Origin of the sequence: Xenorhabdus stockiae, from assembly GCF_002632825.1 — a bacterium.
Classification (GTDB): Bacteria; Pseudomonadota; Gammaproteobacteria; order Enterobacterales; family Enterobacteriaceae; genus Xenorhabdus; species Xenorhabdus stockiae.
Map to the genome: position 1 here is coordinate 12,753 of NZ_NJAJ01000016.1, position 15,486 is coordinate 28,238.

Genomic DNA, 15,486 nt, shown 5'->3' on the forward strand with positions numbered 1-15,486 from the left:
GTGATTAGCTACTGATGGGTCATTTTGTAACTATATGAATCACAATTATTTATTAGATACTAAGGCAAGTTTTCCATTACCATAAATAGTTACATTTTTCTCTGCCGCAGCTAAGAAGATGGATTCACCAGCATATAGTTTCAGTTCCTGCTCAGCAGACTTGACTGTAATCTGACCGCAAGAACAAAAGAGAACCGATGCGGAATCATTTTCCAGCGTTATCGGCTGCCCTGAAACAGCATAAATAGAAAAATGAAAATCGTTGACTGGAACAGAATAATTCAGAGCTTCTTTTTCTTGTGTTGGGATAGTTAACAAGGTGGCAGCGGGTTTAGAGGTAAACTCCAGATTTGCCATCAATTCAGGAACATCGATATGTTTGCTGGTTAAGCCGGCGCGAAGGACATTATCTGAATTTGCCATAACTTCTAATGCAACGCCTTCAAGATAAGCATGTGGAGTACGGGCATAGAGAAACATGGCCTGACCCGGTTGTAATTCCACAATATTGAGCAGGAGAGGAGTAAACAGACCATTATCGTCGGGATAAAATTCTGTCATTTTTTTAATCGTCTCCCATGGCTCTCCCTGACGGCTATTCAATGCCGATTTCAATACCGCAATCGCTAAACTTTTCTGCTTACCCTGCATATTTAGCAACTGAGCAAAAAGGAACGATAAACCTTGCTCGGTAGGGTGTTGAATAAATGGTTGAATATCGGGATGTGCGTTCGAGACATAATTCAGCAGCTCAGTTATTTCTGATAAAGGCCGGAAAGCATTCATCGCTCTGAATGGAGTCAGCGCATACACTAATTCAGGCTTATGATTATCATCTTTATAATTACGCTGGGATGAATTCAGAGGAATACCCGCAGCATTTTCTCTGGCAAAACCTTTTTCTGCCGATAATTTATCCGGATGCACCTGAATAGAAAGTGGCTGAGCTGCGCACAAGACTTTAAATAAAAAGGGTAGCCGACCGAACTGCGTGGTGACTTTTTTACCCAGATATTTTTCTGGATCTTGAGCGATAAGCTGATTCAGGGCAATAGGCCGGCCCGTTTCAGGATCAGCTACCTGAGAACTGCATTTGGGATGTGCGCCCATCCATAGCTCTGCCATAGGCTGATTATCCGGATTCGCGATACCATAAATATCGGTCAGTGCGGTTGTACTTCCCCAATCATAATGTTGGATTTGGTTGGTCATTTTCAGCATGGCGGGTTTCCTGTAATAAAAAAACTTATTTATACAACAACTTTATATGACAACAATACAATAAACACGATTAGGTCGCATTATCGATAATAAATTTATGGCATTATAAAGAGATGCCGATTAATTTATCTGCACTGTTGGGTGAGTTAAAAACAGTTGGATCCGGCGTATTCAATTATTCTGTGTGCTAAGGAGATAGTAATGGCAGCCACTCGCATTGAAAAAGACTCAATGGGACCTATCGAAGTACCTGCTGACCAATTATGGGGAGCGCAAACTCAGCGCTCACTGGAGCATTTCCGCATTTCTCAGGAAAAAATGCCTGTTGCATTGATTCATGCTCTTGCGTTAACCAAGCAGGCCGCGGCCAGTGTTAATATGGATCTGGGCCTTTTACCTAAGGAACGCGGTGATGCAATTATCGCTGCGGCGAAAGAGGTGTTGGAAGGTAAACACCCGACAGAATTCCCTCTCGCTATCTGGCAGACGGGTTCTGGCACTCAAAGTAACATGAACATGAACGAAGTGCTGGCGAACCGTGGTAGTGAGATCCTTGGTGGTCAAAGGGGTAATGAACGCCTGATCCACCCTAATGATGATGTTAATAAGAGCCAAAGCTCTAATGACGTCTTCCCGACAGCAATGCACGTTGCGGCAGTTATCGCATTACGTGAACACCTGTTGCCTGAGTTGAAAGTTCTGCAAAAAACGTTGGCAGATAAAGCCGAAGCATTTAGAGATATCGTAAAAATTGGCCGTACTCACCTACAGGATGCCACACCACTGACTTTAGGTCAGGAAATTTCAGGTTGGGCAGCAATGCTGGCTCATAACCTGAAACACATCGAAAACAGCATCCCTCATGTTTGTGAGCTGGCGTTGGGCGGAACGGCGGTTGGTACAGGTCTGAATACTCACCCTGAATATGCCGTTCGTGTTGCGAAAAAAATCGCTGAATTATCCGGTCAGCCTTTTATCACTTCACCAAACAAATTTGAAGCATTAGGTACTTGTGATGCACTGGTTCATTCCCATGGTGCACTGAAAGGTCTGGCTTCATCATTGATGAAAATTGCTAACGATGTTCGCTGGTTGGCTTCCGGCCCTCGCTGTGGTATCGGTGAAATTTCTATCCCTGAAAATGAGCCGGGTAGCTCCATTATGCCGGGCAAAGTAAACCCGACTCAGTGTGAAGCTATGACGATGCTGTGCGCTCAGGTTATGGGTAACGATGTGGCTGTCAATATTGGTGGTGCGTCCGGTAACTTTGAACTGAACGTATTCCGTCCAATGGTAATTCATAACTTCTTGCAGTCTGTCCGTCTGTTGGCTGATGGTATGCGTAGCTTCAATGAGCATTGTGCTATTGGAATTGAGCCTAATCGTGATCGCATTACTCAATTACTGAATGAATCGCTGATGCTGGTAACTGCTCTGAATACCCATATTGGCTATGACAAGGCAGCAGAAATTGCTAAAAAAGCACATAAAGAAGGTCTGACTCTGAAACAATCAGCAATGCAGTTGGGTTACCTGACTGAAGCTGAATTTGACGCTTGGGTTCGTCCGGAAGATATGGTTGGTAGTATGAAGTAACTCTTGCCTATTAATGGCTGATGTGGAACCGGAGGTATTTCCTCCGGTTTTTTGCCTATATTTCCCGATAAAGATGTAAACGGGGGATTACTAGTTCAAGCGGTTTAGCTTTGGGTTTGTGGCGGTATTTTATTGTATTGGCGTTATAATTTGGCAGTGAACCTACTTTTGGGGTTACGTTACTATCTTTTGTATAAAAAGCGATGATGGGGAGAGGGCAGGCATATTGAACCTGCTTTTGTATTTCTGAGTACCAGACACGTGCGATAGGCTGTACTTTTACTGGTCGTTTAATTTTCAAAACAACATCATCAGGCAACTTCTTAATATCGGTGATTTCCAATGCGACCAACGCGGTCCACTGATCGCTGGAGTAGGGGGGGACTGCACGACCGGAATTATAACTCTTTTCCAGCCTTTCCAGAATTTGTTGCTTTGCCACTTTATTAATGATGTTTTTATTGGCCCAACCAAAGTTGATAGTATCCGGATCTACAAGTGGGGTAATCGTTCGATAGGCATTTAAGGTAATTAAACCACGTAAATGATCATGAACAAATTCAAACCGCTCTTCTTTGCTGACACCTGACTCCTTAGTTACTATATTTTCCAGTTCTATTTTTAACTCGTTGACATCATTAATAATACTCATAGCCGCTTTATATTGTTGCTGGCTGACAGAAAAACATAATGCTCCCGGTAATCGGCTTGCGGATTTGCTGCTGATATTGGGATGATTATGATGTATGAATAACTTCTGATAAAACCGTAAACCTAAGTTAAGGGCATCTTCACCTTGTAGAGGAGTGACTTCAATTTCAGTAATCTGATCATGTTCATCGCCTTTTTCAATTTGCGGTAATTGGAATACCCGGGCATCAATAAGGGGATATTTCATCAACAGTTCAGCTAATTCAGCTAATTTTTTTTCCTGTTTTTTAAAGCAAGAAGTAAGTGACTCTATTGAAAGGTATTTATTCATATTCGAACGCTCACACTCGTATTCTAGTGGATTTCCTCAATTTTAGTTACAACATACTTATTAAAACACAAAAAATCCAGTGTAACCTTCGAAAACAGAAGAAAATAAAGCTAATTAGGGAAGTTCATGGCAAATTATCTTTTAAATTGATTATTGCCAATTATTTCTACATTATGATAAAAGCTAAAAATAGATGCTTGCTATCAGTGTCAGTGCGATTACTTCGCTCTTGGGAGAGTTTTTTGAAATCGGTTGGATAAAGCGCTTTTCATTTCTCAAAACGTATGAGAAAAATTTTTATTTTTTATGGGCGTTATTCTGGGGTGGTTTGATATGAATAAATTAATTAAGCCAGTGAATTCTTTTAATAAAATTATTGATGCATTATTACCTTCCTCTGAAGAAATTTTATCCGATTTACCAACGCAAGGTTCATTAATTAAAATTGAGAATGAATTTGCCAAGTTTTTTTTACTAGTGCAGGGATATGTAAACATACGCAGAGTAGAAGATAATTTAATTATTTCGACTGTTTTTTCTCCTTATATCTTAGGGTTATCTTTTTATTCTGGATCAGAAACCTATTATTCTATCGAGCTTGGCCCTGATTGTAAGATATATCAATTGCCTCGTGTTAGTGCATTGAATGCAATAAAAAAACACGACCTTTACAGAGAGTGGATGAGAGTGATTTCATATAAAATGGCTTTCCTATATGCTAGAGATATGAGTATATTCCGTCACGGCGCTAAAGATATAGTATGTAGTCTATTATCCCGTCTTATCACGTTACCTGATGAATTCAGAGAAAATATCTCAGCTATTAAATATATAGAGCAGCGATGTACACTTTCGCGCAGTTGTATTCAGCGCATATTAGCTTCTTTGAAAAAAAGTAAAAATATTGAGATTATTGATGGTTATTTAGTAAAGGTGATTTTTTTGCCAACAGAATCATATTATTAATAATCATATCTGCCTTTTTTAAGTCAATTTTTTATTGATTGTACTTAACAATAATCGTTTTTATAATATATGATTATCTATATTTCTCTGGATTTTGAGAGGGTTCTGCCTCTCAAAATCCATTGGATATGTTTTGTTATGCTGATAATTTATTGAGCTTAATTCCTATATAAAAAGCTATGATTGTTAATAGTGAAATAAAAATAGCAACACCGTTCCATTGATAGTAAAACCAAAATATTCCACCTAATGTTCCTGATATACTCGAACCCGCATAATAACAGAACAGATAAAGTGATGAGGCCTGTGCTTTGGCTCGTTTAGTTCTTGCGCCTATCCATCCACTGGCTACGGTATGAGCGGCAAAGAAGCCCATTGTCAAAATTGTCATACCAAGGAACAAAGCCCAGAGAGAGGAAAAAACCATGATTAAATTACCAATCAGCATCATACTGATCGCAATGAGTAAAACCTTTCCTCGTCCATGCTTACTCAGTAATGAACCAGCTTTTGTTGCACTGTAAACACCTGTCAGATAAACAACGGATAATAATCCGACTACTGTCTGGCTCAAATGATAGGGAGCATCTAATAACCGATAACCAATATAGTTAAACATTGTGATAAAGCTTCCCATCAATAAGAAAGCTTCGGCGAATAAAAGGGGCAATCCCTGATCGCGGAAATGTAATTTCAGATTAATAAATAACGTCTTAGGCTTGAGAGAACTGGATTTAAAATGTTGGGAGGAAGGAAGCATCACCCAAAATACGATAGCGGCAATAAGTGAAAATGAACCTAATAAAATGACAGCGAGATGCCAGGAATAATAATCTGTCATTACACCGGTTACTAATCGCCCACTCATTCCACCAAATGAATTTCCACTGATATACAGTCCAATCGATAAGGCTGCACAACTCGGATGAATTTCTTCACTTAAATAAGTCATTGCAACGGCCGCTACGCCGCTTAAAGACAAACCTACCAAAGCCCGAATAATTAAAAAACCATACCAACTGGTAGTCATACTACTTAAAAGTGTAAGTAAGGAAGCGAAAATCAGAGAGATAACTATCACATTTTTACGACCAATTGCATCAGACAGAGGGCCAGTGATCAATAATCCCAGTGATAACATGCCAGTAGATAATGAGAGAGCTAAGCTGCTATTAGCCGGTGAAACTGAAAACTCTTTCGATAAGATAGGTAATATAGGTTGGATAAAGTAAAGCAGGGCAAAAGTTGCCAACCCGACCGCAAAAAATGACAAAGTAACACGTAGGTAGGCAGGGTCGCTGCTCTGTATGTAGCCACTATGTTCCCTATAACGAACTTCTTTTTCAGTATCTCGTGTAACATCAGCGTTTACTGAATTTCTACTGATATCAGAGATTGTACCCATTCTACTTCCTTAAAATCCCTTCATTCAGGATTTATACTAAGAGGCTAAAAAAACGTTAATGTTTTGTTTCATAAAAAGGTTCCGGGATAAGGGTAGGAAGTTGTCAATATTTTGTCTAATATATTAATAATAATAAATGATATTTTAAACATATCAATTGACGGAAGATGATGAATATTAATATTGAATTAAGGCACTTACGTTATTTTATTGCGGTTGCAGAAGAACTGCATTTTGGGCGAGCAGCAGAACGACTGAACATTTCACAGCCTCCATTAAGCCAGCAGATCCAGTCTCTTGAAGCAAATATTAAAGCTAAATTGCTGGCACGTAATAATCGTACTGTTACCCTTACACCTGCGGGTCATATGTTCCTCAAAGAGGCCTATCAGATATTATCTCAAGTTGATGCTGCGGCAACTAAAGCAGCCAGAATGCAGCAGGGTGAATTAGGCGAAATATCAATCGGTTTCACATCCACCACACCTTTTATGCATAAAGTGGCGCTTAGTTTACGTCAGTTTCGGGAGCGTTACCCTGATGTATCGGTTCATATGCATCAGATGAACACCAAAACTCAGATTGCTCCATTGCAGACTGGTCGGATTGATATCGGGATCATGCGTAATACGTTATTACCTGATAATTTGCAGCACCGGCTATTGTTTCGTGAACGTTTTATGCTCGCTGTGTACGATGGCCATCCTTTACTAGAGCGTGTAAACGAAGGGATCACAATAAAAGTGCTATCTAAATACCCTTTGGTGTTTTTTGAACGAGATGTGGGAACGGCTTTATATGATGAAATTATTGCATTGTTTATCAGTGCCGGAGTATCTCCGATGATTTCACAAGAAGCGGGTGAAGCGATGACTATACTTGGCCTTGTTGCCGCTGGTTTGGGAATTAGTATTGTTACGGAATCATTTATACGGATGAAAATCGATGGGGTGCAATATATTCCGTTAGCTCATACGTCGGTTCACTCTGAAGTTTGGCTGGTTAACCATAAAAAACGGCAGAACAATCCGGCAGTAGAGAGGTTAACTGATCTATTGCTCTCAAATATCTACAGTTGACAGAGAGTGGTTAAACAAACGTAACAATCACGAGAAATTCGTGTGAAAGATCACATTTTTGTTCTAAACGGATATCTTCAAATTTAAACAACGACATAATCATTACTAATTATTTAGAGGTGTAAATTAAATAGCGGGAGGCTCAGTGAGTATAGACGTACAACCAAGCCATGTTGACCAAATCAAACAGATTAATCTTGGTTTGGTTTACGGTTTGATAGATCAATATGGGCCTATTTCACGTATTGCACTTTCTAAAAAATCTCAGTTAGCACCTGCCAGTATTACAAAAATTACCCGAGAACTGTTCGATGCTCACTTAGTGAAAGAAGTTGAATTTCCTGATCTAGGGTTTCGTGGGCGTCCGGCAATCGGGTTAAAAACCGACAGCAAAGGATGGCAATTCTTATGTATACGGATTGATAAAGATAGTACTGTATTGGGGCTTAGGGATTTGAGCAATAACCTTATTGTTGAAGAAGAGTTATCCTTATCTGCTTCTGAAAACCAGTCTTTTTTGAATTGTCTTGCTGAGCTGATCGATAATTTTTTTTCCCGGCATCAATCCCACCTTGAACGTTTAACGGCTATCAGTGTGACCACAAACGGGATTGTTGACCCGATTAATGGAATTATTCATAACTCACCGCATTACAGTATCCAGAATCTTCCTCTCAGCACATTTTTATACCGACGTATCGGCGTGCCGGTTTTTTTGCAGCATGGTATTACCGCATGGACAATAGCTGAATCTTTATATGGTGCAGGGAAGGGATGCCAGAACATTATTCAGATTGTTATTGATGATAACGTTGGTGTTGGCATTATGATCGCCGGGAAAATGCTTCATGCAGGAAATCAGAGTGTTGTTGAAATTGGGCATACTCAGGTCGAACCTGATGGCGAGCGTTGCTATTGTGGCAATACGGGCTGTCTGGAAACCGTTGTCGGCATTAAAAATATTTTGCTGAAAGCACGAGAACTAGCCAGCCAATACCCCGATTCATTAATATCTCCGGCAACGCCTCTGACAGTGGAATTGCTTTGTCTGGCAGCTAATCAGGGTGATCCTCTGGCAACAGAGATTATCCGGGGTGTAGGGGAAAGAATAGGGCACATCATGGCGATTATGGTCAATATCTTCAATCCCGATAAGATATTGATTGGTTCACCGCTAAACAAGGCGAAACATATTCTTTATCCTGTCATTCAACAGAAAATAACGCAGCTTTCACTTCCCGGATACAGCCAAAGAGTCAATCTAGCAGCGACCGCATTTGCTAATTCAGGAACCTTACCAGCCGCATCATTGATCAAGCAATCCTTGTACAGTGGTCATTTACTGCTCGAAATTATGCAGGGATAGCGCACATCAGGCAAAACATTGAGCTAACGCAATCCCTATCTCAAACACTTCACCTAAACTTCAACTCAGTTCTCTAGTTACAGCAAAGAGTAACCAGTCTAATCGGTTATTACGGAAATAAATTTATGTTAACGCGCTTATTTGTTACAGGCACGGATACCAACATCGGTAAAACGGTTGTTACCCGCGCATTACTGCAATTGTTTAATCATGAAAAGGAAATTGCTGTAGGGTATGAACCTATAACAGGGGAAGGAACTTCGGTTGATTTTGCTCAAATGACTGACTGTCTTAATAAGCTGAGTCATAAGGCAGATCGTGTGATTGTTGACGGAAATGGTGGCTGGCGAGCGTTATTACAAGATAATTCTTTCTATTCTGATTGGGTTGTGAAAGAAAAACTACCCGTAATTTTGGTTGTCGGTATTCAAGCCGGGTGTGTTAATCATGCCATTTTGACTGCACAATCCATTATCAGTGATGGTGTGCCATTGCTTGGTTGGATAGCTAATCGCATCAATCCCGGTTTAGCACATTACGCTGAAGTACTGGAAAGGTTACGTTGTCACATACCAGCCCCTCAACTGGGTGAAATTCCTTATCTATTAAGGCCAGAAGAGCGGGAATTATCCCATTATCTGGATAGCACCGTCATATCGACGTTTGATTATCTGTGAATACAAGAAGGGAGTGCTGCTGTGCTCACTCCCTTCTTGTGATGTCATTACTTGTGGCGATAGATTAGTGAGTGGACTGGTTTTCGTCATTAGTGTGAAGAAGTCGGGTATAAATAATTTTCTGTTTGCCGCGGTTACAGCTTCCAACGACTTTCTCATCACTGTTAACCACTTGATCATTATCGATAACTTCAAGCTTAAAGTTTGCTTGTTTAACGCCGTTGTTAATAATTTTCTGCGCTATTTGCTCTTTTAGAACATCACATGTTACAACTTTATTTGTCACTACATTGGATTGCGGATTTTGATCTTGTGATGCCTGAGTTACAAAAGATGTAGCTGCAGTCATTAAAATAGCCCCGGCTAGTAAGAATTTTTTCACCTTATCTCCTTGTTTTATTGGTATGGGTATAGCCTATTTAGGATTAATAGGGCGACCTGTATTCACATCCAGACAGCGCTTTGTTTTTGGTTCCCAATAAGCATTCAGGTTGAAGTTTTTCAAACAAGCATCCTCATTGTCAATGTCATTCTCATATTCTTCAAATCTCTTTTCTTTGCGTTTATTAATTTTATTACGCAAATCACGTTGTGCGTTCCACTCTTCTCTATCCTGTCTGGCGGTCTCTCTGGTCATAGAATTCTCACCACCGCCATTAATAATGACGCAGTTATCTGATATGCAAGGATTAGATCTGGATAGCGCAGGAGTTTGCCAAAATAGTAGTAAAAGAAGGGCAATGGCAGGGAAATACTTAGATATTAAGGAATTATGAACATTCATGCTTTAACCTCTCTCACAAAGTATTCATTGAATGATACCCGAAATAATTGAAACCTCTTTTAAAGAGCCGCCTTATTATTTCGGGTATAAAATAACACCTATACCATTACCCATTGATCAACAGATTAAATTTTTAAGCTCTATGTATAGTCAGGCCTGCAAATGTCTGGCAAACAGGCATCATTTCTAATGTATTAATATTGACGCGACCTGGCAGGTTAGCAACCCAGAATACAGCTTCTGCAATATCATCCGCAGTCAGTGCATCTGCGCCTTCATAGGTTTTATTCACTTTTTCACCATCACCTTTAAAGCGAACCTGAGAAAACTCCGTTCCTCCGACCAAACCCGGTTCAATATCTGTAACCCGAACTTTCTTCCCTTGTAAATCAGCACGAAGACCCAGGCTGAACTGTTTTACAAATGCTTTGGTAGCACCGTAAACGTTACCGCCGGCATATGGCCAGCTTGCTGCAACTGAACCAATATTAATAATATGACCATGATTCATTTTTACCATGTTAGGTAATAAGGCGCGGGTCATATTCACTAAGCCTTTTGTATTGGTATCAATCATCGTTTCCCAATCATCAAGGTTAGCCTGATGAGCGGGCTCCAGCCCTAATGCCAGACCTGCATTATTCACGAGAATATCGATATTACGTAAGTTATCAGGCAAATCCTGCATCACTTTCTCTATTGCAGCACGATCTTTCACATCCAGTTGTATAGGATAAAATTTTTCACCTAATTCTTCCCTTAATTTATCCAGACGTTCTTTACGACGCCCGGTAGCAATAACGATGGAACCATGTTCAATAAATTTTCGTGCAATTGCTTCACCAAAACCAGCTGTTGCTCCAGTCACAAAAACAATCATAGTCGTCCCCTTTTACCGATTATTAACTAATTTTCCTATTTAACTATTAATTAGAGAAAGTTATTTATCTTTAGTCAAGAAAGAATTTAATAAGTTCTTTAGTTGTGATGAACAAAGGAAGGGTGTTCAGATCCCATTGATTAATGTAACCATATGATATTGATTTGATTTACTGATTTTTCATCTTCATAAAACAATGGGAGTCATTTCGATAATTAACCATAATGAGTTATTTTATGGGTTGCAGAAAATCATGGGAATACAATATTAATTCCCTGCCACTTGCAGCAGGGACGCTGGCCCTTAATTTTAATGGCTTGAACTATTTAATGAATAGCCCAAATCTCTGTAGCTGATTGATTTGGTTAAAAAACCCACCATAATATTTATTTTCTTCTACAGTATCATTTGCAGAATATTTGCCATATATTGTAGATAAATCAATGGTTACTTGGTTAATTTCTTCCCAGAGTTTATCGTAAATATTCGGATTGTCGGAAGATTTAATCTGATTTAATAATGAAACCAATTTTTCTGCTTCTTTCTGCACATCAGCGTGTTTAAATTGCGGTGTAGGTACAGTGTAATCAAATACCGTATTCACAGTATCGTTGTTTTCATCAGCTTTGGTCTCAGGAGTGAACTTTTCATCGTATTCTGTTAAAAAGTATTGCAATAACTCTGGTTTATCAAAACATTTTGAGGTTATTTTTCCCTGCGATTTTTTATCATAAAGATTAATTTCTTCTGGGAATGGTTTGCCTAAAGGAAATTGGCAGTTAAAGATATTGCCATCAATAACTGCTGCGTTACTACTTCGTAATGGCATTTCAAGCTCATGTCCGTTAATAGTAACCTCATATTCTGCAGGCATGAAACGATCAGCCTGACCCTTTAACGCATATACTTCTGATAAGGTGTAATACATATAATTGTTCGGATTGAGAATGCCGCCATTATTGTGCTCCAGTACCATAAAGGTAGATTTATTACCTTTATTATTATCAAGATAATGTACTCCCGGTGACAGTTTTACACTTCCGCTGATCCCCGGTTCGATGGTGTAATCCTTATCGTCAATTTTAAATGTGATAGTGCTGTTTGTTGGGTTGCTATAATAGAATTTGTTTTTATTGCTTTCAGGATCTAAGGCATCACAGGCTGCAAGAAGTAATGCTGCGCTACTTAATACACCAACTTTTAAAAATGTTTTCATTGTTTATCGTCCATAACAAAAAAGTTTTCAAATTATTCATACACCAGAAAATTTTTGCAAATGTTTTGTTTTTAAAAAAAGAAAAATAAAGTATTCGGAGTTTTCAACTGAGTATGATGTTACGTTGAGTACGGTTTTAATTATCTGATAATTTTATCAAGGAGAGCATATTCATGATAAAACCAGCTACGCTTCTGATCCCTGTACCTGATGTTAGTCAGGGTTTGGAATGGTATAAACAGGCATTTCCAGAAGCAGAAAGTATTTATTTGAAAGAATTTAACTTTACTATATTAAAAATAAGAAATTTTATTCTAGAAATAGTTCAGGCAGATGAAAAAGTTTATGCTGGAAAAAATGGTACTGTTCTGTATTGGTCAGTCCCTTGTCTTAAATCAGCTATTCATAACTTCGAAGAAATAGGTGCGAAACTATATAGGGGACCGATGAAAATTGAAAATAATTTAGGAATGTGCCAATTAGAAGATCCGTTCGGAAATCTGATAGGATTGCGTGGTAAATTCTTACTATAAATGTATTATTATTACTCAATAATACCTTTGTACTGATGAGATACATATGAGCAAAAGAATACTTGAAGTCGTTGATTACAATCCTCAGTGGCCTGTTCTGTACCAAAAAGAAGCTGAATTGTTACTTGATATATTGAACAAAAATATATCTAAGATTCATCATATAGGTAGTACTAGTGTTGAACATCTTGCTGCAAAACCAATTATCGATATTTTAGTTGAAGTGAATGATATTAACTTACTGGACAGTTATTCAGATATTATGTTTCATCATGGTTATAAAGCGAAAGGGGAAAATGGTATCGCAGGAAGGCGATATTTCCAGAAAGGGGACGATAATCGGACTCACCACATACATGCTTTTGAGGTCGGTAATCCACGTATTGTAGATCATTTGGCTTTTCGTGATTATTTAAAGCAACACTCTAATATTGCGAAAAAATATGGAGAGCTTAAAAAGCAAATAGTTAAAGTTTGCAATAATGATAGTGATAAATATTGCCGTAGCAAAGAGGCCTTTATCACTTATCACCTTATTGAAGCGCTCCGTGTTTAGCTATAAGAAAAGATTTTTTGCATGGCTGTAATTAAGCGCTGATTTTCCCACTCACTGAGTACGGCTATTCGATAGTAACGGTTATCTAGTCCGGCATAATTTTTACAATGGCGGATTAGCAACTGATGTTTCAGTAAGGCATGCCACAGATCAATCTCAGGTCGCTCACAACGAAAAAACAAAAAATTGGCTGATGGCGGCCAGATTGTCAGTTCAGAAAAGGCTGAAAGTTGGTTCCATAAATAATGTTGCTGTGATTTAAGCCATTGATGTGTAGCAGCAATATAGTCATGCTCCTCAAATAAAATTTCACCGACTTTTGCGGCAAAAGCGTTAATTGACCACGGCTCACGTCTGTTTTTCATCTCTGCAATAACAGTTGTATTTCCGCTGATTAAATAACCTAAGCGTAGCCCGGGAATAGCAAAAAATTTTGTCATTGAACGCAATATATAGAGATGTTTTGTGGTCGAAATTTGAGGGGTCAATCCTCGGTTATCAGGTAAAAAATCAATAAAGGATTCATCGACAATCAGCGAAATTCCATTTTTCTCGCAATATTCCACCAGCGCCTGTATGACTTGATTATCCGGCATTAACCCAGTGGGATTATTCGGCGTAGCAATAAACAAACAATCGGGTTTAATCGCAGCAAGCATATCCAGTAGACGTAAATCAGGCTGAAATCCGGTTTCTTCTGTTAATGGATAGTCGATGATTTTTGTTCCGATTTGCTGCAAAGCCCGTCGATATTCGGCAAACCCCGGAGTAAGAAGTAGAGCGCGTTTGGGTTTAAGATAACGGACAATGGCATAAATCAGCTCTGTCGCACCGTTACCTGCAATGACCTTTGTCTCATCACATTTATGCGCTTTTGCAATTACCTGATGTAAATAGCGATATTCCACATCGGGATATTTTTCAATATCGGCCAGACTATTCTTTATCAACGTCTTAACGCTTTCCGGCGGGCCTAGCGGGTTAATATTGGCACTGAAATCAATGAGTGCATCGGCTGAAAGACCATATTGTTGAGAAATGCCGATAATATTGCCGCCATGTTCACTCATGGTATTACTCCGTCAATAGAACCTTCCAGTGTAGGGCAAAGCGAAGAAAGATTCAGATAAGAGGGAGAGAAGGCTAGCATTTCACTTAAATTAACCACATCACCGATCACAATCAGAGCAGGTGCATGCAGTTCCTTTTCTTCTGCCTTTGCTGCCAGTGTTTCCAGTGTGCCGATAACGCTCTCCTGCTTCGGATGGCTGGCATACATAACGACTGCCGCTGGCGTTGTCACGGGTTTTCCATGCTGAACTAATTGCTGACAGATATCTGTCAGGCGGGTCATTCCCATCAAAATGATCAGAGTACCTTCCAGTTGAGCGAGTATTCTCCAGTTCTGTTGTGTATTTTCCTGGGAAGTGTGTCCGGTCACAATATGAAAACCCGATGCGTAATCGCGGTGAGTGACCGGGATCCCTGCATAGGCTAATCCGCCAATTGAGGAACTGATCCCCGGAACAATTTCAAATTTAATACCATATTGCGCCAGAATTTCTGCTTCTTCTCCCCCACGACCGAAAACATAAGGATCGCCGCCTTTTAAGCGCACGACTCGTTTTCCGTCCAGAGCATGTTTTACCAGAATTTCGTTAATCGCTTCTTGTGGAATAGGGTGATAATCATGTTCTTTACCGACATTAATAATTTCACAGTGATCGGGTATTTGAGCAATAAGTTCAGGATTAACGAGACGATCATGAACAATGACATCAGCAGATTGAATGCAATGTAATCCCTTGATTGTAATTAAACCCACATCGCCGGGACCTGCACCGACTAACCATACACATCCTTTATTCATGAGATGACCTCTATGGATGTAAAATATAATGAAATTATATTTTTCTTTATCTCAGGGTTTTTACTATACACAATATAAATATGTTGATAATTATTACTGCAATGCTGAACAATTGAAATTGATTCAAATCAATTTTTGTATTTTTTGATGATGAATATTTTTCAGATTAGATGTTATCGTTTTAAATTAAAGTGTTTTATGTGAAGTTAATTTAATTAAAGATAAACGATATTCATTTTTAAACTAAAAATATCAATGCACTACTGGTTGTTATTGCCACCTCATTGTTGTTATGTGTCATTTTTCATTTTATCTCACTATAAATAATTATTAGAGGTTGTCATTAATATTATCA

The 15,486-nt window shown here is 39.0% G+C and carries 16 protein-coding genes; 7 read left to right on the forward strand and 9 right to left on the reverse strand.

Features of this window, described 5'->3' with window-relative positions; translation table 11 throughout:
* Positions 1-45: 45 nt before the first annotated feature.
* Entirely contained in the window at positions 46-1,221 is a 1,176-nt protein-coding gene (manA, locus tag Xsto_RS09750; protein ID WP_099124943.1) for a mannose-6-phosphate isomerase, read from the reverse strand.
* A 201-nt stretch (positions 1,222-1,422) separates the two neighbouring features.
* On the opposite strand from manA, the gene fumC reads away from it, so the two are divergent.
* Positions 1,423-2,817: a class II fumarate hydratase gene (fumC, locus tag Xsto_RS09755; RefSeq protein WP_099111452.1), complete on the forward strand. Its 1,395-nt coding sequence runs from the start codon at positions 1,423-1,425 to the stop codon at positions 2,815-2,817.
* Positions 2,818-2,872: 55 nt separating this feature from the next.
* Here fumC and tus read toward each other — a convergent pair whose 3' ends face one another.
* On the reverse strand, positions 2,873-3,799 hold the full coding sequence (tus, locus tag Xsto_RS09760) for a DNA replication terminus site-binding protein (protein ID WP_099124944.1): 927 nt from the start codon (positions 3,797-3,799) through the stop codon (positions 2,873-2,875).
* A 333-nt stretch (positions 3,800-4,132) separates the two neighbouring features.
* Between tus and Xsto_RS09765 the strand changes: the two genes are divergently transcribed.
* Positions 4,133-4,765 carry a helix-turn-helix domain-containing protein gene (locus Xsto_RS09765; RefSeq protein ID WP_099111482.1) on the forward strand — a complete coding sequence of 211 codons (633 nt, stop codon included), beginning with the start codon at positions 4,133-4,135 and terminating at the stop codon, positions 4,763-4,765.
* Between the two features lie 136 nt (positions 4,766-4,901).
* Here Xsto_RS09765 and Xsto_RS09770 read toward each other — a convergent pair whose 3' ends face one another.
* Positions 4,902-6,170: an MFS transporter gene (locus tag Xsto_RS09770; RefSeq protein ID WP_099124945.1), complete on the reverse strand. Its 1,269-nt coding sequence runs from the start codon at positions 6,168-6,170 to the stop codon at positions 4,902-4,904.
* Positions 6,171-6,346: 176 nt separating this feature from the next.
* Here Xsto_RS09770 and Xsto_RS09775 point away from each other — a divergent pair, with 176 nt between their 5' ends.
* From Xsto_RS09775 to bioD, 3 genes are all read left to right on the forward strand, one after another.
* On the forward strand, positions 6,347-7,249 hold the full coding sequence (locus Xsto_RS09775) for a LysR family transcriptional regulator (protein ID WP_099125007.1): 903 nt from the start codon (positions 6,347-6,349) through the stop codon (positions 7,247-7,249).
* Between the two features lie 145 nt (positions 7,250-7,394).
* Complete coding sequence (mlc, locus tag Xsto_RS09780; protein ID WP_099124946.1) at positions 7,395-8,615, forward strand: sugar metabolism global transcriptional regulator Mlc; 1,221 nt, start codon at positions 7,395-7,397, stop codon at positions 8,613-8,615.
* Between the two features lie 125 nt (positions 8,616-8,740).
* A complete protein-coding gene (gene bioD, locus Xsto_RS09785; protein WP_099124947.1) occupies positions 8,741-9,292 on the forward strand; it encodes an ATP-dependent dethiobiotin synthetase BioD in 552 nt (183 codons plus the stop codon).
* A 64-nt stretch (positions 9,293-9,356) separates the two neighbouring features.
* Here the strand turns inward: bioD and Xsto_RS09790 are convergent, their stop codons facing one another.
* The 4 genes from Xsto_RS09790 to Xsto_RS09805 form a co-directional block, all read right to left on the reverse strand.
* Positions 9,357-9,674, reverse strand: a complete 318-nt coding sequence (locus tag Xsto_RS09790) for a DUF1161 domain-containing protein (RefSeq protein ID WP_099124948.1) — start codon at positions 9,672-9,674, stop codon at positions 9,357-9,359.
* 33 nt (positions 9,675-9,707) lie between these two features.
* Positions 9,708-10,076, reverse strand: coding sequence for a DUF1283 family protein (locus tag Xsto_RS09795; RefSeq protein WP_099124949.1), 369 nt, complete (start codon positions 10,074-10,076; stop codon positions 9,708-9,710).
* 133 nt (positions 10,077-10,209) lie between these two features.
* Complete coding sequence (gene ydfG / locus Xsto_RS09800) at positions 10,210-10,956, reverse strand: bifunctional NADP-dependent 3-hydroxy acid dehydrogenase/3-hydroxypropionate dehydrogenase YdfG (protein WP_099111445.1); 747 nt, start codon at positions 10,954-10,956, stop codon at positions 10,210-10,212.
* A gap of 322 nt (positions 10,957-11,278) precedes the next feature.
* Positions 11,279-12,172 carry a hypothetical protein gene (locus Xsto_RS09805; protein WP_099124950.1) on the reverse strand — a complete coding sequence of 298 codons (894 nt, stop codon included), beginning with the start codon at positions 12,170-12,172 and terminating at the stop codon, positions 11,279-11,281.
* 173 nt (positions 12,173-12,345) lie between these two features.
* On the opposite strand from Xsto_RS09805, the gene Xsto_RS09810 reads away from it, so the two are divergent.
* Positions 12,346-12,705 carry a VOC family protein gene (locus Xsto_RS09810; protein ID WP_241537950.1) on the forward strand — a complete coding sequence of 120 codons (360 nt, stop codon included), beginning with the start codon at positions 12,346-12,348 and terminating at the stop codon, positions 12,703-12,705.
* Between the two features lie 46 nt (positions 12,706-12,751).
* Positions 12,752-13,261 (forward strand): GrpB family protein, encoded by a 510-nt coding sequence (locus tag Xsto_RS09815; protein WP_099124951.1) that lies wholly within the window; start codon positions 12,752-12,754, stop codon positions 13,259-13,261.
* On the opposite strand, the gene cobD is transcribed toward Xsto_RS09815, so the two are convergent.
* Both cobD and cobA read right to left on the reverse strand, forming a co-directional pair.
* Positions 13,258-14,331, reverse strand: coding sequence for a threonine-phosphate decarboxylase CobD (cobD, locus tag Xsto_RS09820; RefSeq protein WP_099124952.1), 1,074 nt, complete (start codon positions 14,329-14,331; stop codon positions 13,258-13,260). The genes Xsto_RS09815 and cobD overlap by 4 nt on opposite strands.
* Positions 14,328-15,131 carry a uroporphyrinogen-III C-methyltransferase gene (cobA, locus tag Xsto_RS09825; protein ID WP_099124953.1) on the reverse strand — a complete coding sequence of 268 codons (804 nt, stop codon included), beginning with the start codon at positions 15,129-15,131 and terminating at the stop codon, positions 14,328-14,330. The genes cobD and cobA overlap by 4 nt, the downstream gene beginning before the upstream one ends.
* Between the last annotated feature and the right edge of the window lie 355 nt (positions 15,132-15,486).

Bases quoted from the DNA above. Each gene is read 5' to 3' on its own strand.
- manA (WP_099124943.1), bottom strand. From the start codon at position 1,221: ATGCTGAAAATGACCAACCAAATCCAACATTATGATTGGGGAAGTACA.
- fumC (WP_099111452.1), top strand. From the start codon at position 1,423: ATGGCAGCCACTCGCATTGAAAAAGACTCAATGGGACCTATCGAAGTA.
- tus (WP_099124944.1), bottom strand. From the start codon at position 3,799: ATGAATAAATACCTTTCAATAGAGTCACTTACTTCTTGCTTTAAAAAA.
- Xsto_RS09765 (WP_099111482.1), top strand. From the start codon at position 4,133: ATGAATAAATTAATTAAGCCAGTGAATTCTTTTAATAAAATTATTGAT.
- Xsto_RS09770 (WP_099124945.1), bottom strand. From the start codon at position 6,170: ATGGGTACAATCTCTGATATCAGTAGAAATTCAGTAAACGCTGATGTT.
- bioD (WP_099124947.1), top strand. From the start codon at position 8,741: ATGTTAACGCGCTTATTTGTTACAGGCACGGATACCAACATCGGTAAA.
- Xsto_RS09795 (WP_099124949.1), bottom strand. From the start codon at position 10,076: ATGAATGTTCATAATTCCTTAATATCTAAGTATTTCCCTGCCATTGCC.
- ydfG (WP_099111445.1), bottom strand. From the start codon at position 10,956: ATGATTGTTTTTGTGACTGGAGCAACAGCTGGTTTTGGTGAAGCAATT.
- Xsto_RS09805 (WP_099124950.1), bottom strand. From the start codon at position 12,172: ATGAAAACATTTTTAAAAGTTGGTGTATTAAGTAGCGCAGCATTACTT.
- Xsto_RS09810 (WP_241537950.1), top strand. From the start codon at position 12,346: ATGATAAAACCAGCTACGCTTCTGATCCCTGTACCTGATGTTAGTCAG.
- Xsto_RS09815 (WP_099124951.1), top strand. From the start codon at position 12,752: ATGAGCAAAAGAATACTTGAAGTCGTTGATTACAATCCTCAGTGGCCT.
- cobD (WP_099124952.1), bottom strand. From the start codon at position 14,331: ATGAGTGAACATGGCGGCAATATTATCGGCATTTCTCAACAATATGGT.
- cobA (WP_099124953.1), bottom strand. From the start codon at position 15,131: ATGAATAAAGGATGTGTATGGTTAGTCGGTGCAGGTCCCGGCGATGTG.